We start from the raw sequence: 22,279 nt of genomic DNA on the forward strand, positions 1-22,279 counted from the left end.
AAAAGCACCACCGTTGAAACAACTCTGGGCGGTGTCCGTCTCCGGACACCGCCCAGACTCGAGATCTGCTCGTCTAGTTCCGCGAGGCCACGACCGCGAACTTCCCGATCCCTCCTGACGCGAGATCCTTCACCCCGGTGATCGAGGTCTGCACCGGCGAGTTCGACTGGCAGCCCGCGGGCAGCGGCCACACGTTGCAGGAACCCGTGGTGCCGTTGCCGAGGTCTCCGGTTTCACCGTTTCGCCCCCACGCCCACACCGATCCGTCCTGCTTGAGGGCGAGCGTGGTGCCGGCGCCGCTCTCGATCACGAGCGGGCCGGTCAGGCCCTGGACCTCGACCGGGACCCTGGACATGCAGGTGTTGGGGTCGTCGCACGGCCTGCCGAGCGTGCCCCAGTAGTTCTCGCCCCACGCCCACAGCTTGCCGTCGGACGTGGTGGCGTACCCGACCTCGTCGCCGCCGGTGATCGACGTGACGCCGGTCAGTCCGACCACCTGCGCGGGGAAGCCCACGCTGTCCCTCAGCGGCGCGTTGGTTCCGGTCTCACCGTCCCAGTTGCGGCCCCACGCCCACGCCGTGCCGTCGGATCGCAACGCGTACGCGGTCTCCGCGCTGCCGGCCGCGATCGCGGTGACCTTGCTGTCCCCGGCCACCGGCACCGGAACTCGCAACGGCGTGCCCGGTGGGCAGACCTGGCCTGCCGGACAGCTCGCGCCGCCCAGGCCGTCCCACACGTTGTTGCCCCACGCCCACACCGTGCCGTCGGACTTCAGCGCATACCCCTGCAGATGGCTACCGGCGATGGCGATCACGTCGGTGAGGCCGTACACCCGCACCGGGACGTTGGAGAGTTCTCCGCCGCCCGTGCCGAGTTGGCCGTGGTCGTTCCAGCCCCACGCCCACACGGTGCCGTCGGACTTGAGCGCGTATCCCGCCCAGGTGCCCACGGCCACCTCGATCACGTTGGTGAGACCGGAGACCCGCAGCGGCACCTTCGAGTCGCCTTCCGTGCCGCCCGCGCCGAGCTGGCCGAACTGGTTGTCACCCCACGCCCACACCGTGCCGTCGGACTTCAGCGCGAGTGCGTTCTGGGAGGTCGCGTCCACCGAGGTGACGCCGGACAGCCCCTGACGGAGTGACGGCGTCGTGCCGTACTTGGAGGAGAACCCGCCCCAGCCGTACAGGCAGTCGTCGACGCACGGTGCCGGCGTGGCGAAGAAGCCCGCGACGTCGACGATCAGGTCCGTCGAGCCGGCGTTGTTGTACAGCGTCATCTGCGCGTCGCCACCGAGCTTGACCACCGCGCTGTTCGCCGTGTCGCGCCCCGGATCCAGGTTGAGGTTCGACGTGATCGGGCGAGAAGTGCCGTTCGCGTACGCGGTCACGTAGGTGGCCGAGGACGTGTTGGTGCCCGTCAGGTTCAGCACCGCGGCGGTCGCGCTGGGCGGGATCCTGGTGGCGAGGTCGACGGCCCTGGTCTGCTGAGGACCGAGAGCGCCGCCCGCCCTGCGAGTGTCGAGGGCGCGCACGGGAGACACCGGGAAGAACTGGTGCCCGATGCCCGACGCGTAGTAGCCGACCAGGTCCACGATCAGGTGGGTGTTGCCCGCGTTGTTGTACAGCAGCACCCGGCGGTTGGTGCCGAGCGCGACGGTCACGAGGTTGGGCGAGGTCTGGCCCGCGACCAGGTTCAGGCTCGACGCGTCGGGGCGTTCGGTGCCGGACGGGAACGCCGTCACGAAGGTCGACGCGGTCGGCTCGGTGCCGGTCAGGTTGAAGGTCACCGAGGTGGCCGAGGCCGGCACCACGCCGGAGAAGTCCACCTCGATCGTCGCCCTCTGGCCCACGGGAGCGCTGGTGCGGGTGTCCACCAGCCTGGTCGGGGCGGTCGTGGTGAACATCGACGCGGTGTCGGTGGTGTAGTAGCCCGCGACGTCGGCGATCAGGTGGACCCTGCCGGCGTTGTTGAACAGCCAGATCTTGCGGTCCGCCGGCAGCACGACGGTGACCTGGTTGGCCCTCGTCTCACCAGCGGTGAGGTTGAGGCTCGAGATGTCCGGGACGTTGTAGTTGACCGGCGACACCCGGAGGTGGGTCGCGGTGGTCGGCTCAGTGCCGGTCAGGTTCAGCACCACAGCGGTCGCGGAGGCCGGCAGCGCCGCGGAGAGGTCCAGCTGCAGGCCGGACTCGACCGGCTCGACCTTTCCCCCGGTGCCCGTGCCGTTCCTGGTGTCCAGCACCCGCCGCGGAGACATCGGGACGAAGCTGGTGCCCTCGTCCGCCGCCTTCGCGGCCGGAGCAGCTTGTGCCGCCACCGGTTGAATCCCGGCCAGTGCGAGCACGCCGACGAGCAGGACGGATCGCCATCTCATGAAATCCCCCAAGATCCCCCAGTGAGGCCGCCCACTGTAATGCCGGTCGCAGCGGAGAAGAAGCCGTCGAGCAGTCGATCTTCGTTGGAAAGCCGCGACTTCGGGCAGGATCTTGGTATGACCCATCGTGTTGACGACATGCCGTTGCCGGTTTGGCTGCCTCCGTCCGGTTCCGGCCCCGGCATCGTGCTGATCCAGGAGATCTTCGGCCTGGACGGCTACCTGCGCGGCGTCGCGGAACAGTTGGCCGCGCTCGGCTACGTCGTGGCCGTGCCCGAGTTGTTCCACCGCTTCGAGCCGGGCTGGGTGGGCGAGCACGACGAGGCCGGCATCCAGAAGTCGATGGAGGTCGTCGGCAACCTCGACTTCCCGTTGGCCGTGCAGGACGTCATCGCCTCGGTCGCCTACCTGCGCGGGCTGCCTGAGGTCACCGGCGGCGTCGGCGTGCTCGGCTTCTGCCTCGGCGGCACCCTGGCCTACGCCGCCGCGGTGGGCTCGGACCCGGACACCGCCGTCTCGTTCTACGGCTCGGGCGTCCCGGACCAGATCGGCACGCTGGACCAGGTCTCCTGCCCGATCCTGTTCCACTTCGGCACCGAGGACTCGTTCATCACCGGGTACCAGAAGGTCGCGGACGCGGTGGAGTCGCACGACGGCGCCGAGATCGCCCTGGAGCCCGCGGGCCACGCGTTCCTCAACCACCTGGGCCCTTGGTACGACGAGGAAGCCGCGAACCGCGCCTGGGACCGGACCGCGGCGTTCCTCGTACGCACCCTTCCTGTTTAAGGCTCAGGCAATGCACGGCACCGCGAGCTGCTGCGAGAAGAACCTCTCCAGCGGCTTGCGGTGCAACCGGCGTTCCACGGCGATCAGCTCGTTCTTGCGGTAGTGGGTGATCTGCGTGCTCGTGACGACGAACCCGTTGCGCTCGGTGGTGGGCATCTCGTCGTAGAGGAGCGCGTGCTGTCCTTGCGGCACAACGACATCCGCCAGCCCTTCGGGAATCTGCCCGGCCCTGCTGGCCACGGTGGCGGCGAGCGAGTCGGGCCGGTTCCTCAACTTCCGGTGCGGCCACGGCACACCGTGGTGCTCGGCCTCCAACGTCCGGTGCAACGCCCGGACCGCGTGCCTGATGGCCTTGATCGAGTCGCCGGTGACCACGTGCGCGTACGGCACGTCGAGACTCGTGTCCCTCCTGAACCCGGCGCAGACGATCACCTTGTCGTACCGCAGCTCCCCGGTGCCGTCGATCATCGCCACGAACTCGTTGCCGCGCTTGGCAATCCACTGCACCGCCCGCCCGACCGTGTGCGTGAGCCGCGCGGTCGTGGCGATGTTGTCGGCCGTCTCGAACGCGCTGTGCCCGCGTCCGATGATCAGCACCCGTTTCCCGGCGTACTCCGTGGGATCAGTGCTCGCACTCGCATACGTCTCGGCCTCGCCGACCCCCGGAATGCCTGGCACGTAAGGCTTCTTGCCGGTGGCGAGGATGACGTGCCGCGCCCCGTAGCGGCTCACGTCGGTGACCGGCGTGTTGTACCGGATGTTCAACGGCCGAGCGAATTCCTCCAGATACCGCACCAGATCGTCCGCGCCGGGAAACGTCCTCTTGCTGTACCGCGCGAACGGCACACCCTCGAACAACGAGTTGTCGTCCGTCGAAAGCACTCGATGCCGGGGAAAACTGCGGAAGAAACCCGCCGGCTCCGCCCCCGCCTCGAGGATCACGTAGTCGCGACCCGCCTGGTGCAGGAAGCGCCCCATCTGCAAGCCCGCCGGACCCGCACCGACCACCAGGTACTCCACCATCACGCACCTCCCGGCGTCCTCTACGCCAAACAAGGCGCAAAGGTTCAGCTGGGCGGTTACGGTCCATCTTCGTGGATTATGGGCGGATTTGGTCAATCAAAAGGCACATAAGTCTGGTTGTGCTCATCGGCCTAACGGTCTTCGCCCTGGCAGCCGCACTTCTGTGGGCCGCACTGGGCTTTCCGGCCGCGTCGACCGCCCGGCTGGACATCATCAAGGTCGCCCTGACCGTGGTGGCAGGCGTAGGTGGCGTAGTCGCACTGGTCGTCGCCTACCGCAAGCAACGCGTCACCGAGGTCGCCGAAACCCGCGAACGGACCAAGCTGCTCAACGAACGCTTCGGCGCCGCCTGCAACCAGATCGGCAACGAGGCCCCGACCGTCCGCCTGGCCGGCATCTACGCGATGGCCTCACTGGCCGACGAGTGGCCGGAACAACGCCAGGTCTGCATCGACGTCCTCTGTTCCTACCTACGCGTCCCGTACGAGCCGTCGCTGGACTCCGAGTGGTACCACGACGCCGAGTCCGAGGTACGCCTGTCGATCACCAGCGTGATCTCCCGGCACCTGCGCGACGGCGCCCCGGTGAGCTGGCAGGGCCACGACTTCGACCTCGTCCGCGCCGTGCTGAGGTCGGCGGACTTCTCCGGCATCCACATGTCGTCCGGAACGTTCTTCCTGAGCCTGGCACGCTTTTCCGGCGGCTGGATCTCGTTCGACGGCATGAAGGTGAGCGGCGGCGAGGTGTGGTTCGGCGGCGCCACGTTCGACGGCGCCCGCGTGACGTTCGACAAGGCCGAGTTCACAGGCGGCCGCGTGAAGTTCGAGGGGGCGGAGTTCAGCGCGGGCGAGGTGTCGTTCCGCGGGGCCCGGTTCGCGGGCGGTGAGGTCGACCTGTCCGAGGCGGTCGTGCGGGTGATGCTGGTGTTCGACGCGGGAGAGAAGCCGGGGTTGAAACTCCCCGAAGCGCAAGGATGATGTCGGGACGCTCTTCCGGTGTCGTACCGCGGAGGGCAATGGTCATGATCACCACCCGGCCGGTGGTCAGGCCGGCCAGCGCCAGCAGTCCGATCAGGCTGTAGGTCACGCCACGACAAGCGACGTTGTAGGCCAAGGCCCAGAACAAATCTTCTCAACGCAGGTGTGCCCACATGATGGACTGTGGAATGGACACGACCGTCCACAGTGTTGGATCGGGACGTGACGACCGTGAAGCGCCGTGCCCGTGTCCGTGCCCCTGAGCTGGTAGGACGCGGCTGGCTGAACACCGGCGACGAGCAGATCAAACTCACCGACCTGCGCGGCAAGATCGTGCTGCTCGACTTCTGGACCTTCTGCTGCATCAACTGCCTGCACGTCCTCGACGAGCTGCGCCCCCTCGAAAAGCAACACGAGGACGTACTGGTCACCATCGGCGTCCACTCGCCGAAGTTCGTCCACGAGGCTGATCCGGACGCCCTGAAAGCAGCCGTCGAGCGCTACGAGGTGCACCACCCGGTCCTCGACGACCCGGAGCTCACCACGTGGCAGAACTACGCCGTCAAGGCCTGGCCCACGCTCGTCCTGATCGACCCCGAGGGCTACGTCGTCCACGTAGCCGCAGGTGAAGGCCACGTCGAGGCGCTGAACACGATCATCAGGGAACTCGAGCAGGAGCACGAGGAGAAAGGCACTCTGCACCGCGGCACCGGGCCCTACGTCGCTCCGGCACCCGAAAACACCACGCTCAGGTTCCCCGCCAAGGCGATCGTCACCCCGAGCAACACGATCCTGGTCAGCGACTCCGCCCACCACAGCATCGTCGAGCTCGAAGCGGACGGCGAGACCGTCATCCGCCGCATCGGCACCGGCGAACGGGGCAGGGAAGACGGCCTGAACCCGACCTTCTCCGAGCCCGCGGGTCTCACGCGAGTCCCCAACACCCACGGCTACGACGTCGTCATCGCCGACACCGTCAACCACCTGCTGCGGGGCCTCAACCTCGACACCGGCGAGGTCACGACGATCGCGGGCACCGGCGAGCAGTGGCGCGACGGTGAGACCGACGGGCCCGCGGACAAGATCGACCTGACCAGCCCGTGGGACGTCGCGTGGTGGAACGGCGGCGTGGCCATCGCCATGGCCGGCAACCACACGCTGGGCTTCTTCGACCCCGAGACCAACACGATCAGTCGTCTCGCCGGCACCACCGTCGAGGGCATCAACGACGGCCCGGCCGCCGAAGCCTTCTTCGCGCAGACCTCCGGCCTGGCCGCCGACGAAAACCGCCTGTGGATGGTCGATTCCGAGACGAGCGCACTGCGCTACCTGGAGAACGGCGAGGTCCACACCGTCATCGGCAAGGGCCTCTTCGCGTTCGGCCACAAGGACGGCAACGCCGACGAAGCCCTCTTGCAGCACCCGCTCGGCGTCACGGTCCTCGACGACCACACGATCGCCATCTCGGACACCTACAACAACGCCATCAGGCGCTACGACCCCGAGACCGGCACGCTGACCACGATCGCGACGGACATCGCCGAACCGTCCGACGCGCTCGTGATCCAGAACGAGCTCGTGGTCGTGGCCAGCGCCGCCCACCGGCTCGAACGCTTCTCGGCCGCCGCCACGAAGATCGACGGCAAGGAGCACGCGGTCAAGCGCCCGAGCAGCGACATCGCCCCCGGCGAGCTGGAGCTGGCCGTGATCTTCACGCCGCCCAAGGGTGCCAAACTGGACGAAAGGTACGGGCCGTCCACGCGGCTGGAGATCACCAGCTCACCGCCGGAGCTCATCCTCGAAGGTGCCGGGGTCGGCACCGAACTGGTACGGGCGTTGCGGATCAACGATCAGGTCACGAACGGCGTCCTGCACGTAGTAGCGCAGGCCGCCAGTTGCAGTGACGATCCTGCCGACGAACACCCGGTCTGTCGCCTGACCAGGCAGGACTGGGGGGTGCCGGTTCGAGTGGTCGCCAATGGACCTGCACGGCTGCCACTGCTCATGGGCGGCATGGACGAGGCACCTCCGGCGGCCACGTAGACTCTGCGGGTGCCTGATGTCAAGCTCGAGATCCAGATGCTGTACGACCGCGTCATGGTGCAAATCTCGCCCGAGGACGGCGAGCGGCGCTCCAGCGGAGGCATCGTGATCCCCGCCACGGCCAGCGTGGCCAAGCGGTTGGCGTGGGGCAGCGTGTTCGGAGTGGGTACGAGCGTGCGACACGTGAAGGTCGGCGACCGGGTGTTGTTCAACCCGGAAGATCAGCTTGAGGTCGAGGTGCAGGGCGCCACGTATCTCGTGATGAGGGAACGCGATCTCCACGCAGTTGCCAGCGAACTCACCGAGCACGGTACTGGTCTGTACCTGTGAGCCGCCGGTTCGTGATCTTGGCCAGATAGCTACACACGTATACGCCGCCTCAGTGGAGAGACAGGGCAACGGGGAGAGCTGTGCCGTACGACGCTGACAAGACGAGAGCGATACCGCCGGTCAATCCCGGAGGTACCGCCTCCGAGCAGACGACGAAGATCGCGCCCGTGAGCACCGGCGCGCCCGAGGCGTGGCCGTCCGAAGAGCCGGACCACGAGCCGACGATCAGTGCGGCCGTGCCCGGTGTCGGTTTCCCCGCGAGCGAGGACGCCACCGAGTTCATGCAGCCGGTGTCGCTGCCGAGGCCCGAGGACTCCGGTGTCTACGGACCCGTGATGATCGAACCGGGCGAGGACGAGGAACAGCCGCGCAACGGCAAGAAGAAGGCCCTGATCGTGGCCGCGGCCGTTGTCGGCGCGTTCGGCCTGCTCTACGGCCTCGACATCCTGGTCTCCAGCGGCAACGTGCCCCGCGGCGTGACCGTGGCGGGCGTCGACGTCGGCGGCATGAGCCACGCCGATGCCGAGAAGAAGCTCCGCGACGAGATCGGCCCGCGGCTGAGCAAGCCGGTCGCGCTCAAGGCCGGTGACGTCACCGCCGAGCTCGACCCCAAGTCGGCGGGCCTGGAGCTCGACTGGAACTCCACGATCGACCGCGCGGGCAGCCAGCCGCTCAGCCCGATCACGCGCGTCACCTCGTTCTTCACCAGCCGCGAGGTCGGTGTCGCCACGAAGGCGGACGACGCCAAGGTCTCCGGTGCGCTCGAGGCCATGCGGCCGAAGCTGGACCACGAGCCGATCGAGGGCTCCATCAAGTTCGAGGGCGCCAAGCCGGTCGCCGTCGACCCGCACAACGGCCAGAAGCTGAAGGCCGAGGAGGCCGTCAACAAGGTCGTCTCGAACTGGGCGTCGGGCAACCCGGTCGAGGTCCCGATGGACTTCACCCCGGTCAAGACGACCAAGGAAGGCGTCGAGAAGGCGCTCAACGACGTCGTGAAGGTCGCGGTCTCCGCCCCGGTCAAGATCAAGGGCGAGGGCAAGGACGCGAACCTCACGCCCGAGCAGATCGCCGGCACGCTGGTGTTCGAGCCGGGTGACGGTGGCGCGCTGAACGTCAAGCCCAACAAGGACAAGCTCGCCGAGGCGGTCGGCCCGCAGCTCAAGGACACGGTCAAGCAGGGCAAGGACGCCGAGATCGTCTTCGAGGGCGGCCGGCCGACCGTCAAGGAGTCGGTGGACGGCCTCGACCTCGACTGGGACAAGAACCTCCAGCCCTACTTCGAGACGCTGGCGAAGACCGATGCGCGCGAGATCAAGTTCGAGTACAAGCACACGCCCGCGAAGGTCACCACCGACCAGGCGAACAAGATGGGCATCAAGGAGGTCATCGGCGAGTTCCAGACCGGTGGCTTCGCCGCCGCCTCGGGCGTCAACATCCGGGTCGTGGCCGAGAAGGTCAACGGCGCGATCGTCAAGCCGCACGAGACGTTCAGCCTCAACAAGTACACCGGCCCCCGCGGCACCGCACAGGGCTACGTCGAGGCGGGCATCATCGAGAACGGGATCCCCGGCAAGGCGGTCGGTGGCGGCATCTCGCAGTTCGCGACCACGCTCTACAACGCCGGCTACTACGCGGGCATGAAGGACGCGGGCCACCGGGAGCACAGCTACTGGATCACGCGGTACCCGAAGGGCCGCGAGGCCACCGTGTTCATGGACGGCAACGGCAACAGCCTGATCGACATCGCGTTCACGAACCCGGACGACACGGGCGTCGCCATCCAGACGATCTGGACCGGCTCGACGATCACGATCAGGCTCTGGGGCACCAAGAACTACGACGTCACCGGCTCCACCAGCGGCGACTTCAACCCCACCCAGCCGCAGGAGAAGAAGGTCAACAAGGCCGACTGCTCGCCGAGCAACGGCGCTCCCGGCTTCTCGGTGACGGACACCCGCACGATCAAGGACCGTCGCACCGGCCAGTCCCGCAGCGAGTCGCGCACCGTCCGCTACGACCCGCAGTTCAAGATCGTCTGCGAGCCGCCGCCCGGCGGCTGAGACAAAGCTCGGTTCACAGTGGCCACGCGCGGGTATTCACCCGTTCGTGGCCACTGTTGCGAATGAGGCGCGAAGACATCCCGTCGTCCAGACGTTGGGGCGGGTGGGAATGGTTGTGTACGGGGCGGTCCACGTGCTCATCGCGTGGCTGGCGCTCCAGGTCGCGTTCGGCGGCGACGCCGAGCGGACGGACTCGAAGGGCGCGCTGACCGAGCTCGCGGAGAAAGGCGCCTGGCTGCTGTGGGCCGTGGGCATCGGCCTGGTCTTCTTCTCGCTCTGGCAGTTGCTGCTGGCCTTGGTCGGCTACACCTACGTCACCAAGCAGCGCAAGCGGATCTCCAAGCGCGTCGGTTCCGCCGCACGCGCCATCACCTCGGGCGGTATCGCGTTCGGTGCCTTCAAGTACGCCACGAGCGGCAGCGCCGGCGATCAGACGCAGCAGCAACAGGAACTGACCGCGCAGGTGCTCTCGTGGCCGGGTGGCCAGTGGATCGTCGGCGCGATCGCGATCGGCGTGATCATCACCGCGGGCGTGATCGTCTACAAAGGCGTCAAGAAGTCCTTCGAGAAGGACCTCGACATGGGGCGCGCGCCGTCGTGGATCGAGCCGGTCGGCCGGATCGGCTGGATCGGCAAGGGCGTCGCGTACGGCGTGATCGGTGTCCTGATCGGACTCGCCGCGGTCAAGGCGGATCCGGAGCAGTCCGGTGGCCTGGACAAGGCCCTGCACACGTTGGCGGAACAGCCTTACGGCATGTTCCTGCTCAGCGCGGTCGCGATCGGCATCGCCGCGTTCGGCGTCTACTGCTTCGTGGCGGCCCGCGCGCTGAAGGGCTGACAGAACTGAAAAACGGGTCCTCGCACCTCGGGCAGGAGGTGCGAGGACCCGTCGTCTGTTCGAGAAGAACGACTCAGAAGGCGCTCTCGTCGATGTCCATCAGCGCGTTGTCCGTGGACTCGGCGATCTTGCGGCGGGCGGTGAGCTCCGGCAGCACGTTCTTCGCGAAGAACGACGCCACGGCGATCTTGCCCTCGTAGAACGCCTTGTCCTTGGCCGACGGCGTGCCGCCGAGCTTCTCCAGCGCGACCTCGGCCTGGCGCAGCAGCAGCCAGCCGACGAGCACGTCACCCGCGGTCATCAGCAGGCGGACCGAGTTCTGGCCGACCTTGTAGAGGTTGCGGACGTCCTCCTGCGACGAGGTCAGGAAGCCGACCAGCGAGCCGAGCATGCCCTGCAGGTCCTCGAGACCCTGCTTGAGCAGCGCGCGCTCCTCCTTCAGGCGGCCGTTGCCACCCTCGTTGTCGAGGAAGGACTGGATCTCGCCGTTGATGAACGCGAGCGCCTGGCCCTTGTCGCGGATGATCTTCCGGAAGAAGAAGTCCAGCGACTGGATGGCCGTGGTGCCCTCGTACAGGGAGTCGATCTTCGAGTCGCGGATGTACTGCTCGATCGGGTACTCCTGCAGGAAGCCCGAGCCGCCCAGGGTCTGCAGCGACTGCGCCAGCTGCTCGTACGCGCGCTCCGAGCCGACGCCCTTGACGATCGGCAGCAGCAGGTCGTTGACCGCCGCCGCGAGCTTGGCGTCGTCGCCGCCGAGCATCACCTTGTCCTGGAACGTCGCGGTGTACAGGTACACGGCGCGCAGGCCCTCGGCGTACGCCTTCTGCAGCATCAGGCTGCGGCGGACGTCCGGGTGGTTGGTGATGGTGACGCGCGGGGCGGTCTTGTCCGTCATACGCGTGAGGTCGGCGGACTGGACGCGCTCCTTGGCGTAGGACAGCGCGTTCAGGTAGCCGGTCGACAGCGTCGCGATGGCCTTCGTGCCGACCATCATGCGGGCGTACTCGATGACGTCGAACATCTGCGCGATGCCGTCGTGCACCTCGCCCAGCAGCCAGCCCTTGGCGGGCACGCCGTGCTGGCCGAACGTCAGCTCGCACGTGGTGGACGCCTTGATGCCCATCTTGTGTTCGACGTTGGTCACGAAGGCGCCGTTGCGCTCGCCCAGCTCACCGGTCTGCGGGTCGAAGTGGAACTTCGGCACGAGGAACAGCGACAGGCCCTTGGTGCCGGCCTTGGGCTCGACGCCCTCGCCCTCGGGACGCGCCAGCACCATGTGCATGATGTTCTCGGTGAGGTCCTGGTCACCGGACGTGATGAACCGCTTCACGCCCTCGATGTTCCAGGAGCCGTCGTCCTGCTTGATCGCCTTGGTGCGACCGGCGCCGACGTCCGAACCGGCGTCCGGCTCGGTCAGCACCATCGTGGCGCCCCAGCCGCGGTCGATCATCAGCTGGGCCCACTGCTTGTCGCGCTCGGTGCCGTTGTTGTAGACGACCGTCGCGAAGCTCGGGCCGGCCAGGTACATGTAGATCGGCGGGTTGGCGCCCAGGATCATCTCGGAAGCGGCCCACGCCACGGACGGGGGCGTGCCGAAGCCGCCCAGCTCGTCTGGCAGGAACATGCGGTACCACTCGCCGTCCCAGATGGCCTGGTACGACTTCTTCAGCGACTCGGGAAGCGTTGCCGAGAACGTCGCCGGGTCGTACTTCGGCGGGTTGCGGTCGGCGTCGGCGAACGAGTCCGCGAGCGGACCCTCCGCCAGGGTCTTCATCTCGGACAGAACCCCCCGCGCGGTGTCCTCGTCGGACTGCTCGAACGGCCCCTTGCCGAGGTGGTCCTGCACGTTGAAGACCTCGAACAAGTTGAATTCGAGATCCCGGACGTTGCTCTTGTAGTGGCCCATCTCGTCAGCTCACTCCTCAGGGTCGCGGCGGGGTCGCCTACTGACCGGTAACAACAGAGTATTACTCGACAGTAACCCCGGCAAGGGCGACCACCCACTGGTGGCGAACCAGACACTGCGCCGTAACGCCTGAATCGGGCATGAGTGCCGGTCAGACGCGTAGCGGACGCGCGGGGACCATGTCCAGCAATCCTGCGTTCGTGCGCTCCTGTGCGTCGATCGCACGAGGCAACATGACAGATTCGTAGGTCCGCACACCTTCTCGGACACCGTGCTCGGCGATCGCGAGCGCAAGATCGGCCGCGTCCTCCATCGCCAGGTTCGCGCCGACGCCCAGCGGGGGCATCAGGTGGGCCGCGTCGCCGAGCAGCGTCACGCCCGGCGTGTGCTCCCACGTGTGGGGCACGGGCAGCGCGTACAGCGGCCGGTGGATGAGCTCGCCGGAGAGGAACGCCTGCAGCGACGGGTGCCAGTCCGCGTAGAGCTCCAGCAGTTCGGCGTTGGAGGGCTTCCAATCCTCACGCGCGCGCATGCACGCGTACGCGCGAATGTGATTGCCACTGTTGCGCTGAGCCCACAGCATCAGGCCCTCGTCGTCGGCGACCATCGTGCCCTGGCCGGTGAGGTCCAGCAGTGGCACGTCGTTGTCGTGCCGGGTCTCGATGAACATCACGCCGGTGTAGTGCGGCACGGCGGGTGAGAGGGCCGGACGCACTCGCGACCAGGCCCCGTCGGCGCCGATGACCAGGTCGAACTCGGCGGTCGAGCCGTCCAGGAAGGTGATCTCGCCCGGCTTGGCCGAGCCGATGCCGAGGCCCCAATTGACGGTTCCGGGTGCGAGTGAGCCGAGCAGGAGCTGACGGAGTTGGCCGCGGTCGATCTCCGGCCGGAAGTCGCCCTCCGGTGGCTCGTGCTCGATCAACTCGGCCGTCACGGGGTCGACCTTGCGCTGCTCCTGGCCTTCGAAGCGGGCGAGCGCGCGCCACTCGTCGAACAGGCCGGCGGCGCGGATGGCCTCCTGGCCGCTGCCGGCGTGCAGGTCGATCGTGCCGCCCTGCTGGCGGGCCTCCGGCGAGCTCTCGCGCTCGAAGACGGTGACGTTCTCGAAGCCGCGCAGCTGGAGAACGCGGGCACAGGTGAGGCCGCCGAGTCCGGCCCCTGCGATGGCGATGCGTGGTGTGGTCATGCCATCGATAAAAGCGTACTGACTTAAAAAGTGCAACCACTACACTTTTGAAGTGGCTCAACTCGCACGGTAGGATCCTGCTCGTGACCGAACTCGGCCGCCGTGAGCGCAAGAAGCTGCAGACCCGCCAGTCGATCGCCGACGCGGCGCTGGAGCTGTTCATGGCGCGCGGGTTCGACGACGTGGGCGTGAAGGAGATCGCCGACCGCGCGGACGTGTCGGTGACGACGCTGTTCAAGCACTTCCCCAGCAAGGAGGCGCTGCTGTTCGACGAGGACGCGGAGCAGGAGGCCGCGCTGCTGCGCACGGTGCGCGATCGTCCGTCCGGCACGTCGATCCCGAAGGCACTGCGGGACTACTTCGCGGCAGCGGCCAAGGGGCACGCTGACCACCCGTTGTTCGCCGACTTTCAGCAGCTGGTGCAGACGACGCCGGCGTTGCGCGCGTACGGGCACCGGATGTGGATGCGCCATCAGGAGGCGTTGGCGCGCGTCATCGCCGCGGACATCGGCGCGCCGGAGGACGACGTCAGGTGCGCGGCACTGGCCCGGTTCGCCCTGGAAGCGCGGGACGTGATCTTCGATCGGCCTGACCGCGAACGGGCGGCCGACGAGGTGTTCGGGCTACTCGAACACGGCTGGGCTGCCGATCAGCAGTCCTGACCGGTAGGCGAGCGACACCGCATGGGTGCGGTCGTGCGCGCTCAGCTTGCGCAGGATGCCTTTCACATGGGTGCGCACGGTCTCCACGGACACGATCAGCTCGTCCGCGACCTGCTGGTTCTCCATGCCGTCCGCGATGAGCGTGAGCACCTCGTACTCGCGCCGGGTCAGCGTCGGCCGCTCGCGCGGTCGCAGGTCGGGGTGCACGTAGCCGCGGGACCGGCAGGTCTCAGCGATGACCCGCACGATCTGCTCGGGCTTGGCTGACCGCGGCACGACGCCGCGCACCCCCGCCTCCAGTGCGGACGTCACGTAGTTCGCGTGCGAGTGCGCGTCGCGGACCAGTCCGATGATCAGCAGGTGCGGGTCGCGCTCGACCAGCAGCCGGGCCAGGTGGCCGACCGGGTCGAGCACGGAGTCGATGAGCAGCACGTCGGGGCGCAGTCGTTCGTGCAGGCGAACGGCGGCGTGCAGATCGCCCGTCGAGCCCAGCCAGCGCAGGCCGGCGGTCCGCTTCACCAACGCGGACAGGCCCTCCCGGTAGAGCGGCACGGGGTCGATCAGTGCGACACCGGGGGCAGGCCGGTTTGGCGGGAGCATCAACACCTCCGTTCGTGCGTCTGGAGGTGAGACGTGGTTCCCCTGGACGTGTGACGCGGAATAGCCGGTTCACGTGGATGAACAAGGGTCACGAATGTGATTCAAGACCGGCGAAGGTCTTCCATCACACGGCAACAGTCTCGTAAGACCTACGTCACATATCCCGTGCGGATGTGCCAGGTTCCGCCGCCATCAGGCCTGGTGCTCTCGCGGGCACACGTGTGTGCACGCAAGGAGGTCACATGGGCACCCTCGATTGGGTCGTAGTCGTCGGCTACTTCTTCGTGATGGTCGCGATCGGACTCTGGTCACGCGGGCGGGTCCACAACATCGCCGACTTCTTCACGGCAGGCGGCAAGATGCCGTGGTGGTTGTCCGGCATCTCCCACCACATGTCGGGCTACAGCGCGGTCATGTTCGTCGCGTTCGCCTCTGAGGCGTACCGGCTCGGCCTCACGGTCTACGTGTGGTGGTCGCTGACGATCGGCATCGGCGTCGGCATCGGTGCGTTCCTCTTCGCGCCGCGCTGGAACCGGTTGCGGGCGAAGCACGACGTCAAGTCGCCGCTCGAGTACCTGGCCAAGCGCTACAACCTGCCCACCCAGCAGGTCATGGCGTACGCGGGTGCGTTGCTGAAGGTCGTCGACATCGCCGCCAAGTGGGCGGCCGTCTCGATCCTGCTGCGTGGTTTCGCGGGTGTCCCGATCACCTGGGGCATCATCATCATCGGCCTGGTCACGATGGTCTACTCCGTGCTCGGCGGCCTCTGGGCCGACGCGCTCACCGACTTCGGCCAGTTCGTCATCCAGGCGGCCGCGGGCTTCGCGATGTTCTTCGCCGTCGCCGGTCGCCTCGGCTGGGACTTCCCCGCGACGATCTGGGACAAGCTCCCGGAGAGCCACAGCGACCCGCTGGCCGGCCCCTACACGTCGACGTTCCTCATGGCGCTCTTCCTGATCAAGACGCTCGAGTACAACGGCGGCATGTGGAACCTGGCGCAGCGCTACATGGCCGCGCCGTCCGGCTTCGCCGCCAAGCGCTCGGCCCTGCTCTCGTCCGCGCTGTGGCTCGTGTGGCCGCTCGTCCTGTTCTTCCCGATGTGGGCCGCGCCGCTGATCGTGCCGGGCCTGCAAGGAGCGCAGGCGGAGAACGCGTACATCGAGATGGGCAAGCAGATGCTGCCCGCGGGCATGATCGGACTGGTCCTGGCGGGCTTCTTCTCGCACACCATGGCCATGGTGTCGTCGGACGCGAACGTCATCGCCGCCGTCATCAACCGCGACATGCTGCCGCACGTGTGGAAGAAGGTGAAGACGTTCACGGCGGACAACCAGCTGCTGCTGGCCCGCATCACGACGTTCGCCTTCATCGGCATCAGCATGATCATCGCGATCGCCTCCGGTGGCCAGGGCTTCGTGCTCAAGGTCGTCGTCGACCTGGTCGCCGCCACGATGGGCCCGATCGCGATCCCGCTGATGCTCGGCCTACTCCCATGGTTCCGCAAGGTCGGTTCGACCGCGGCGATCGCCTCGGTCGTCGGTGGCCTCGGCATGTGGGCGTTCCTGTACATCGAGCAGATGAACAAGGCCGCCTGGGTGACCAAGGGCGTGCTGGTCTCGTGGCCGCTGATGCTCTCGCTGGTGCTCTACCTGTCGATCGGCTTCCTGAAGAAGGAGCCGTCCACCGAGCGCGACATCCTGCTCGACTCGCTCAACTCCGACTCCGACGAGTCCGAGCCGGAGAAGGTCACGGCATAGCCCGTTCGTTCTTCATGATCCTCGCGGCGGCGCACCCGAACAGGGTCGCCGCCGCGAGCCACACGTAGGGCATCGGCGTGCCGGTGTAGGTCTGTGCCGTAGTCGCCAGCACAACGGTCGCCCCCGCGACCAGCCCGGTCGTGTGGGTGATCGGGAACGGACTCTTCAGGACAGTGACGACGGCGACGGGCACGAGCAGGAATCCGTAGGCCAGCACCCGCGTCAGCAGGTTGGCGTGCTCGGTGACCTCGTACTTGAGCGCCGGCACGGCGAGCACCGTCAGCAACACGCCCAGCGCGAGCCCGATCGCAATGCTCAGCACCGCGGTACGCCCTTGCCACATGTGCGTCATGCGGTTCAAGACGCTTGTGTGACCCGATGGTTGTCGTGGCGTGCGTCATCGTCACGAGACTCATGCGCCGTGACGCATGCACAGTGGATGGCATGGGTACGTGGTTTCCTGCAGATGACGCCGAGCTGGCCGCGGGTTGGCGGCTCTGGCTGGAGCTGAGCGACCGCGTCTACCCGGACCCGTCGTGGGACGGCACCGGGGCCGACGCCATCCGCCAGGTCCGCGATCTGCTGGCCGCGTGCGAGTCGATCCGCTCGGACTACCTGGCCGAGTCCTCCCAGCCCTCGGTGGCTTTGCTGCAACTGCTGCAGTCCATGCCGTTCGTGGCGTCGTTCCCCGTCGACCTGTGGCACGACGACACACACCCGTTGGACGTCGAACGCGCCGAACTGCTGCACGGCGACCTCGCATCGTTCGCCGACCACGTGGCGGGTGTGCGGGCCGCACTGGCTCAGGGCGGCGGCTGGGTGGAGCTGGACCGCCGCCCGTGGGGCCTCCCGGTCGACTAGCCGCTCCGCAGCTCAACTCGACTTCACCGACGCGTGGGTCGCGACGAAGGCCCTCGCACGGAGGGCCTTCGAGCGTGACCGCGACGCACCGCTGATGCGTCTACCTGGCGAACCGGCTCACACTTCCAGGCTCGACTCGATGCGCTTGAGCTGATGCCGGGCCATCGCGAGGTTCGAGACCTCTCTCTCCAGCACCAGGTACAGGAAGAGCGAGCCCCTGGATTTCACGCCGCTCATCAACCGGATCAGGTGGTACTGGCGGTGCAACGTGATCAGGATGTCCTCGATGCTGTCGTTGAGCCCGAGCGACGACATCACTCGGAGTTTCGACCGGATCACCTCGGTATTCCCCGCTGCCGCAATTTCCAGGTTCAACCACTCGCCCCCGCCGCTGGTGCCGAGCGACATTCCGCTGTCGTAGTCGACCAACGCGACGCCAACCGCGCCGGCGATGGACATGGCCTCTTTCAACGCGACATCGATGTTCATCAGACTCCATTTTCCTGTGTCGGCTGGTGATTGAGCTGACGTGGCCGATTTCCTGTGTCTCGGTCGCATGCGGACACGTCTCCATGCAGAAGAAATCGTTGACGAGAAGAACGAACCTGGCGTGGACATGTGCTGCGGCCATTTCTCGGAAGTGGTGTGCTGGTGTGAGCAGAGCGTCCGAGAAGGCGCCTTTTGGTCGCTCACCTGACGCCGGTCGACGGCGGTGCGGTTACGGAGCCAGGATCTCGCCGACACGCTCGAGCACGGGCCTGGACTCGTGGAGGAGGCGGCCGAGATTCATCCCCTTGTCCCCGAGCACGACCAGCAAGGACAGCCTGCCGATGGCGTACACGGCCATGTAGCCCTCGCTGCCGAACACCACGGTCTGGCTGAGCACGCCCATGCCCATCACCTCCGCTGCCTGGCGCGCGATTCCGAGATCGCTGGCGGCCAGTGCGGAGATGTACGAGGGTTCGACGTTCTTCGTCACATCGGCGACGATGGGAATACCGTCGGCTGACGCTATCACCGTGTCGGTCACTCCGGTGACGTTCTCCCGGAGCTTCCGCATCTCGGCGCTCAGTGCGTCGTAGTCCAACTCACTCCACTCCTGAATTGGAAAAGCCGATCCGCTCAGGACTAACATTCCACCTCCACGTCCCGCGCACTGCGCCGTACGCGATGACCTCAGACTTTGGTCATCACGTCTGAGAAGTCACTCCGGGTGAACTGGGGCTTGCAGAGCGGGTATCAGGCGAGTTGGTCATCCGATCGAGTACTTCACCTTCATCGAAAGAGCGACCGTCAGGCGTTACTTCTTACCTGTCGACACCACTTAACCGAAGCAAGCGTCACCTGATTGAGTGAAACATTCCAATTCGTGCAGAAAAGCCGGAATGAATTTTCATTCACGATCCATGTATCGACCTGGTGGCTCAGTTGTCGACGCGGCTCATGAGCTGTTCGGGGTAGCGCAGACCGGCCGCGGCGCCGGGCGGAAGGGCTGCCTCGAGCTCGGCGAGCTGGTGCGCGGTGAGCTCGATGTCGGCGGCCGCCGCGTTCTCCTCCAGGTAGCTGACGCGCTTGGTGCCGGGAATGGGCACGATGTCGTCACCCTGGTGCAGCAGCCAGGCCAGCGCGAGCTGGGTGGGCGTGACCCCGGCTTCGGTCGCCACGGCGCGAACCCGGTCTGCCAGGCGCAGGTTCTGGCGCAGGTTCTCGCCCTGGAACCGCGGGTCGTGCCGGCGGTAGTCGTCCGCGGCGAGCTCGGTGACGTCCTTGATCGCGCCGGAGAGGAACCCGCGGCCGACCGGGGAGTACGGGACCACCGTGATCCCGAGCTCGCGGGCGGCGGGCAGGATCTTCGCCTCGAGGCTCCGCTCCCACAGGGAGTACTCGCTCTGCAGCGCGGCGACGGGATGCACGGCGTGCGCGCGGCGAAGGGTGTCGGCATTGACCTCGGACAGGCCGATGTGGCGGATCTTGCCCGCGGCGACGAGCTCGGCCAGCGCGCCCATCGTGTCCTCGATCGGCACCGCCGGGTTGCGCCTGTGCAGGTAGTACAGGTCGATGTGGTCGAGGCCGAGACGCGCGAGCGAGGCGTCGACGGCCTCCTTGGCGTACTGCGGGCTGGAGTCGACGGCGAAGCTGCCCTCGTGGATCCGCGAGCCGAACTTGGTGGCGACCACGGCCTCGTCGCGGCGTCGGCCGACGAGGGCACGGCCGAGCAGTTGCTCGTTGTGGCCGGCGCCGTAGACGTCGGCGGTGTCCAGGAGGTTCACGCCCAGGTCGAGGGCGCGGCGGATGGTGGTGACCGAGTCGCTGTCGTTGGTGGCTCCGTAGAACTCGGACATGCCCATCAGGCCGAGGCCGACGGCGGAGACGGCGGGTCCGTCGGTGCCGAGCGTGCGCTGCTTCATCGTGACTCCCAGTCGAGGTTGGTCGGTGCTGTGGTTGCAGAGAGAAACTTATGCTCCATAACCATCATAGTCAACCATTGTTATTGTTAACTAGTTCACGTAAGCTCGGCTCGTGATGTCTGCGGATGATCCTTTGTCCTCTGAGGTGATCACGCTCTTCGCGTCGATCACCGACCGCTACACCCGCGAGTACGACTCCGCCGCGGCCCACCACGGTCTCACCGCACAGCAGGTGAAGACCCTGCTGATCCTGGACGAGGCCGCCCTGCCCATGCGCCGCATCGCCGAGCGCCTCGGAGCCGAGCCCTCCAACCTGACCAGCGTGGTGGACCGCCTGCAGGCTCGCGGACTGGTCGAGCGCCAACCCGATCCGAACGACCGCCGGGTCAAGCTCCTCGTCACCACGGACGACGGCGCGGCCACGGCCAAGGACCTCCGCGAGCGCCTGCGCTTCGCCCGCAACCCTCTCGCCGCGCTCGGCACGGACCAGCGGCACGCCCTGCGCGACCTGCTGCGCCTGATGGTCGACTCGGAGACGGGGAAGGCGACGTGATCAACGAACGAGGGCCCAGGTCTGTGCGACCTGGGCCCTCGGTGTGGAGCGGGTGACGGGAATCGAACCCGCCTCTACAGCTTGGGAAGCTGTCGTTCTACCAATGAACTACACCCGCAAGTTCAAGCTCGTAGCGATCATACACAGCGCGGCAACGCCTCGTTCCGGCGTCTCGGTTAGCCTGTCCGAGTGCTGCTGAGTGACCAGGATCTGCGCAAAGAGGTCGAGTCGGGCCGACTGCTGCTCGACCCGTTCGACGTCGAGATGGTTCAGCCGTCGAGCATCGACGTGCGACTGGACCGGTACTTCCGGGTCTTCAACAACACCAAGTACACGCACATCGACCCGTCGTTGCAGCAGGACGAGCTGACGAGCATGGTCGAGGCGCCGGAGGGCGAGCCGTTCGTGTTGCACCCCGGCGAGTTCGTGCTCGGCAGCACGTACGAGATGGTGACGTTGCCGGACGACCTGGCCGGGCGTCTCGAGGGCAAGTCCAGCCTCGGCAGGCTCGGGCTGCTGACGCATTCGACGGCGGGCTTCATCGACCCCGGCTTCTCCGGCCACATCACGCTGGAGTTGTCGAACGTCGCGAACCTGCCGATCACGTTGCACCCCGGCATGAAGATCGGGCAGCTGTGCCTGTTCAAGCTGTCGAGCCCGGCGGAGCACCCGTACGGCTCGAAGCAGGCCGGCAGCCGGTACCAGGGGCAGCGCGGGCCGACGCCGAGTCGCGCCTACCTGAACTTCCACCGCACCGACACGCGTCGCTAGCTCAGGTCGCCGTAGCGGTCGAGCACGCGGCGCCGGAGATCGGGATCGGTGCGGGGCACCGGTTCGAGGAAGATCTCGTCGAGGTCGCTGAACTCCTCGCGCAGTTCCGCGGAGATCCGCACGCAGGCGTGCTCGAGTTCGTTGGCGCCCAACGAGTCGTCGAAGTCCAGGCGGGCGCACAGCAGGACGCGGTCGGTGCCGATCAGCATCGTCAGGACGTCCACGACGGCGTCGACCTCGGGTACCTCGGCGAGCCGGTGCCAGATCGCCTTCACCATCGACGGGTCCGCCTGCCGGCCGATCAGCAGGCCGCGGTTGGTGCGCGCGAGGATGTACGCCACCAGGGCCAGCAGCACGCCGATCGCCAGTGACGCGAGGCCGTCCCACACCGCTGAGCCGGTCAGCTGGTGCAGGCCCACGCCGGCGAAGGCCAGTGCCAGGCCGATCAGGGCGGCGGAGTCCTCCAGGAAGACCGTCTTCACGGTCGGGTCGTCCGACTCGCGCAGGAACTTCCAGAAGCCCTTGCCGTGCGTCTCGGCTTCCGAGCGAACCTGCCGGAACGCCTGCGTCCACGAGATCGACTCCAGTAGGAACGCCAGGCCCAGCACGATGTAGCCGATCAGCGGCTTGGTCTGTTCCTCCGGCTCGCCGAAGACCGTGCGGAAGCCCTCGTAGAACGCGAACATCGCGCCCGAGGCGAAGATCGAGACGGCCGCGAGCAGGGACCAGAAGTAGCGCTCCTTGCCGTAGCCGAACGGGTGGCGGCGGTCGGCCGGGCGGTCCGAGCGGCGCAGGGCCGTGAGCAGAAGCGCCTCGGTGAACGTGTCTGCCACCGAGTGCGCGGCTTCGGAGAGGATTGCCGCCGAACCGGTCAAAACGCCCGCGACGGCCTTCATGACCGCGATCGCCAGATTGACCAGCAGGGCCAGGACGACGGTGAGTGTGCTTTCGCCCGAGCCCGACGGCTTCTCGCTCATGGCGATCACTCTAGGCCTCTCGTCCCGAGCCCACACGGGGCGTTGACCGGCGAAAATCACGGTTCGATCTCGGCCAGCAACCGGACATGCCCCTCGAACGACTCTATAGGCGACCGGCCGCTGGGGAGCGGCCGGGAAATCCACTGAAAATGTGCACCTCTATT

General features: G+C 67.1%; 21 protein-coding genes and 1 tRNA gene. 11 read left to right on the top strand and 11 right to left on the bottom strand.

Annotated features, from left to right (window positions below):
• Positions 1 to 73: 73 nt before the first annotated feature.
• On the bottom strand, positions 74 to 2,374 hold the full coding sequence (locus ABZ345_RS03315; protein ID WP_359842456.1) for a hypothetical protein: 2,301 nt from the start codon (positions 2,372 to 2,374) through the stop codon (positions 74 to 76).
• A gap of 117 nt (positions 2,375 to 2,491) precedes the next feature.
• Between ABZ345_RS03315 and ABZ345_RS03320 the strand changes: the two genes are divergently transcribed.
• The gene (locus ABZ345_RS03320) at positions 2,492 to 3,160 is read left to right on the top strand and encodes a dienelactone hydrolase family protein (protein WP_359842458.1); all 669 of its coding nucleotides are present in this window, start codon (positions 2,492 to 2,494) and stop codon (positions 3,158 to 3,160) included.
• A gap of 3 nt (positions 3,161 to 3,163) precedes the next feature.
• Here ABZ345_RS03320 and ABZ345_RS03325 read toward each other — a convergent pair whose 3' ends face one another.
• The gene (locus tag ABZ345_RS03325) at positions 3,164 to 4,183 is read right to left on the bottom strand and encodes an NAD(P)-binding domain-containing protein (protein WP_359842460.1); all 1,020 of its coding nucleotides are present in this window, start codon (positions 4,181 to 4,183) and stop codon (positions 3,164 to 3,166) included.
• Between the two features lie 119 nt (positions 4,184 to 4,302).
• Here ABZ345_RS03325 and ABZ345_RS03330 point away from each other — a divergent pair, with 119 nt between their 5' ends.
• The 5 genes from ABZ345_RS03330 (at position 4,303) to ABZ345_RS03350 (ending at position 10,431) form a co-directional block, all read left to right on the top strand.
• Positions 4,303 to 5,160 carry a pentapeptide repeat-containing protein gene (locus tag ABZ345_RS03330; protein WP_359842462.1) on the top strand — a complete coding sequence of 286 codons (858 nt, stop codon included), beginning with the start codon at positions 4,303 to 4,305 and terminating at the stop codon, positions 5,158 to 5,160.
• A 222-nt stretch (positions 5,161 to 5,382) separates the two neighbouring features.
• Positions 5,383 to 7,203 carry an NHL domain-containing thioredoxin family protein gene (locus ABZ345_RS03335; RefSeq protein WP_359842463.1) on the top strand — a complete coding sequence of 607 codons (1,821 nt, stop codon included), beginning with the start codon at positions 5,383 to 5,385 and terminating at the stop codon, positions 7,201 to 7,203.
• A gap of 36 nt (positions 7,204 to 7,239) precedes the next feature.
• Positions 7,240 to 7,533, top strand: coding sequence for a co-chaperone GroES (locus ABZ345_RS03340; protein WP_359843097.1), 294 nt, complete (start codon positions 7,240 to 7,242; stop codon positions 7,531 to 7,533).
• 80 nt (positions 7,534 to 7,613) lie between these two features.
• Positions 7,614 to 9,593 (top strand): VanW family protein, encoded by a 1,980-nt coding sequence (locus tag ABZ345_RS03345; RefSeq protein ID WP_359842465.1) that lies wholly within the window; start codon positions 7,614 to 7,616, stop codon positions 9,591 to 9,593.
• A 109-nt stretch (positions 9,594 to 9,702) separates the two neighbouring features.
• A complete protein-coding gene (locus tag ABZ345_RS03350) occupies positions 9,703 to 10,431 on the top strand; it encodes a DUF1206 domain-containing protein (RefSeq protein WP_359843099.1) in 729 nt (242 codons plus the stop codon).
• A 73-nt stretch (positions 10,432 to 10,504) separates the two neighbouring features.
• Here ABZ345_RS03350 and ABZ345_RS03355 read toward each other — a convergent pair whose 3' ends face one another.
• Together ABZ345_RS03355 and ABZ345_RS03360 are read right to left on the bottom strand one after the other, a co-directional pair.
• Complete coding sequence (locus ABZ345_RS03355; protein ID WP_359842467.1) at positions 10,505 to 12,340, bottom strand: acyl-CoA dehydrogenase; 1,836 nt, start codon at positions 12,338 to 12,340, stop codon at positions 10,505 to 10,507.
• Between the two features lie 151 nt (positions 12,341 to 12,491).
• A complete protein-coding gene (locus ABZ345_RS03360; protein ID WP_359842469.1) occupies positions 12,492 to 13,526 on the bottom strand; it encodes an NAD(P)/FAD-dependent oxidoreductase in 1,035 nt (344 codons plus the stop codon).
• An 83-nt stretch (positions 13,527 to 13,609) separates the two neighbouring features.
• Here ABZ345_RS03360 and ABZ345_RS03365 point away from each other — a divergent pair, with 83 nt between their 5' ends.
• On the top strand, positions 13,610 to 14,188 hold the full coding sequence (locus ABZ345_RS03365; protein WP_359842471.1) for a helix-turn-helix domain-containing protein: 579 nt from the start codon (positions 13,610 to 13,612) through the stop codon (positions 14,186 to 14,188).
• Here ABZ345_RS03365 and ABZ345_RS03370 read toward each other — a convergent pair.
• Positions 14,150 to 14,788 carry a response regulator transcription factor gene (locus ABZ345_RS03370; RefSeq protein WP_359842473.1) on the bottom strand — a complete coding sequence of 213 codons (639 nt, stop codon included), beginning with the start codon at positions 14,786 to 14,788 and terminating at the stop codon, positions 14,150 to 14,152. The two genes, ABZ345_RS03365 and ABZ345_RS03370, sit on opposite strands and share 39 nt — an antisense overlap.
• Before the next feature lie 242 nt (positions 14,789 to 15,030).
• Here ABZ345_RS03370 and ABZ345_RS03375 point away from each other — a divergent pair, with 242 nt between their 5' ends.
• On the top strand, positions 15,031 to 16,545 hold the full coding sequence (locus tag ABZ345_RS03375) for a sodium:solute symporter family protein (protein ID WP_359842475.1): 1,515 nt from the start codon (positions 15,031 to 15,033) through the stop codon (positions 16,543 to 16,545).
• Here the strand turns inward: ABZ345_RS03375 and ABZ345_RS03380 are convergent.
• Positions 16,535 to 16,867, bottom strand: coding sequence for a hypothetical protein (locus ABZ345_RS03380; RefSeq protein WP_359842477.1), 333 nt, complete (start codon positions 16,865 to 16,867; stop codon positions 16,535 to 16,537). The genes ABZ345_RS03375 and ABZ345_RS03380 overlap by 11 nt on opposite strands.
• Positions 16,868 to 16,989: 122 nt before the next feature.
• Here ABZ345_RS03380 and ABZ345_RS03385 point away from each other — a divergent pair, with 122 nt between their 5' ends.
• Positions 16,990 to 17,406, top strand: coding sequence for a hypothetical protein (locus ABZ345_RS03385; protein WP_359842479.1), 417 nt, complete (start codon positions 16,990 to 16,992; stop codon positions 17,404 to 17,406).
• Positions 17,407 to 17,523: 117 nt separating this feature from the next.
• On the opposite strand, the gene ABZ345_RS03390 is transcribed toward ABZ345_RS03385, so the two are convergent.
• From ABZ345_RS03390 to ABZ345_RS03400, 3 genes are all read right to left on the bottom strand, one after another.
• Positions 17,524 to 17,895: a hypothetical protein gene (locus ABZ345_RS03390; protein ID WP_359842481.1), complete on the bottom strand. Its 372-nt coding sequence runs from the start codon at positions 17,893 to 17,895 to the stop codon at positions 17,524 to 17,526.
• Positions 17,896 to 18,124: 229 nt separating this feature from the next.
• The gene (locus ABZ345_RS03395) at positions 18,125 to 18,493 is read right to left on the bottom strand and encodes a roadblock/LC7 domain-containing protein (protein WP_359842483.1); all 369 of its coding nucleotides are present in this window, start codon (positions 18,491 to 18,493) and stop codon (positions 18,125 to 18,127) included.
• A 337-nt stretch (positions 18,494 to 18,830) separates the two neighbouring features.
• A complete protein-coding gene (locus tag ABZ345_RS03400; protein WP_359842485.1) occupies positions 18,831 to 19,814 on the bottom strand; it encodes an aldo/keto reductase in 984 nt (327 codons plus the stop codon).
• Positions 19,815 to 19,929: 115 nt separating this feature from the next.
• Here ABZ345_RS03400 and ABZ345_RS03405 point away from each other — a divergent pair, with 115 nt between their 5' ends.
• Positions 19,930 to 20,367, top strand: a complete 438-nt coding sequence (locus tag ABZ345_RS03405; RefSeq protein WP_359843101.1) for a MarR family transcriptional regulator — start codon at positions 19,930 to 19,932, stop codon at positions 20,365 to 20,367.
• Between the two features lie 44 nt (positions 20,368 to 20,411).
• Here ABZ345_RS03405 and ABZ345_RS03410 read toward each other — a convergent pair.
• Positions 20,412 to 20,485, bottom strand: a tRNA-Gly gene (locus ABZ345_RS03410).
• Between the two features lie 71 nt (positions 20,486 to 20,556).
• On the opposite strand from ABZ345_RS03410, the gene dcd reads away from it, so the two are divergent.
• Positions 20,557 to 21,138 (top strand): dCTP deaminase, encoded by a 582-nt coding sequence (gene dcd, locus ABZ345_RS03415; RefSeq protein ID WP_359842487.1) that lies wholly within the window; start codon positions 20,557 to 20,559, stop codon positions 21,136 to 21,138.
• On the opposite strand, the gene ABZ345_RS03420 is transcribed toward dcd, so the two are convergent.
• Entirely contained in the window at positions 21,135 to 22,115 is a 981-nt protein-coding gene (locus ABZ345_RS03420; RefSeq protein ID WP_359842489.1) for a cation diffusion facilitator family transporter, read from the bottom strand. The two genes, dcd and ABZ345_RS03420, sit on opposite strands and share 4 nt — an antisense overlap.
• Positions 22,116 to 22,279 lie beyond the last annotated feature (164 nt).

Origin of the sequence: Lentzea sp. NPDC005914, assembly GCF_040629405.1 — a bacterium.
Taxonomy (GTDB): Bacteria; Actinomycetota; Actinomycetes; order Mycobacteriales; family Pseudonocardiaceae; genus Lentzea.

Coding starts and splice junctions, on each gene's coding strand:
- ABZ345_RS03315 (WP_359842456.1), bottom strand. CDS start 2,374: ATGAGATGGCGATCCGTCCTGCTCGTCGGCGTGCTCGCACTGGCCGGG.
- ABZ345_RS03320 (WP_359842458.1), top strand. CDS start 2,492: ATGACCCATCGTGTTGACGACATGCCGTTGCCGGTTTGGCTGCCTCCG.
- ABZ345_RS03325 (WP_359842460.1), bottom strand. CDS start 4,183: ATGGTGGAGTACCTGGTGGTCGGTGCGGGTCCGGCGGGCTTGCAGATG.
- ABZ345_RS03340 (WP_359843097.1), top strand. CDS start 7,240: ATGCTGTACGACCGCGTCATGGTGCAAATCTCGCCCGAGGACGGCGAG.
- ABZ345_RS03350 (WP_359843099.1), top strand. CDS start 9,703: ATGGTTGTGTACGGGGCGGTCCACGTGCTCATCGCGTGGCTGGCGCTC.
- ABZ345_RS03355 (WP_359842467.1), bottom strand. CDS start 12,340: ATGGGCCACTACAAGAGCAACGTCCGGGATCTCGAATTCAACTTGTTC.
- ABZ345_RS03360 (WP_359842469.1), bottom strand. CDS start 13,526: ATGACCACACCACGCATCGCCATCGCAGGGGCCGGACTCGGCGGCCTC.
- ABZ345_RS03370 (WP_359842473.1), bottom strand. CDS start 14,788: ATGCTCCCGCCAAACCGGCCTGCCCCCGGTGTCGCACTGATCGACCCC.
- ABZ345_RS03375 (WP_359842475.1), top strand. CDS start 15,031: ATGGGCACCCTCGATTGGGTCGTAGTCGTCGGCTACTTCTTCGTGATG.
- ABZ345_RS03385 (WP_359842479.1), top strand. CDS start 16,990: ATGGGTACGTGGTTTCCTGCAGATGACGCCGAGCTGGCCGCGGGTTGG.
- ABZ345_RS03390 (WP_359842481.1), bottom strand. CDS start 17,895: ATGAACATCGATGTCGCGTTGAAAGAGGCCATGTCCATCGCCGGCGCG.
- ABZ345_RS03400 (WP_359842485.1), bottom strand. CDS start 19,814: ATGAAGCAGCGCACGCTCGGCACCGACGGACCCGCCGTCTCCGCCGTC.
- ABZ345_RS03405 (WP_359843101.1), top strand. CDS start 19,930: ATGTCTGCGGATGATCCTTTGTCCTCTGAGGTGATCACGCTCTTCGCG.
- ABZ345_RS03420 (WP_359842489.1), bottom strand. CDS start 22,115: ATGAGCGAGAAGCCGTCGGGCTCGGGCGAAAGCACACTCACCGTCGTC.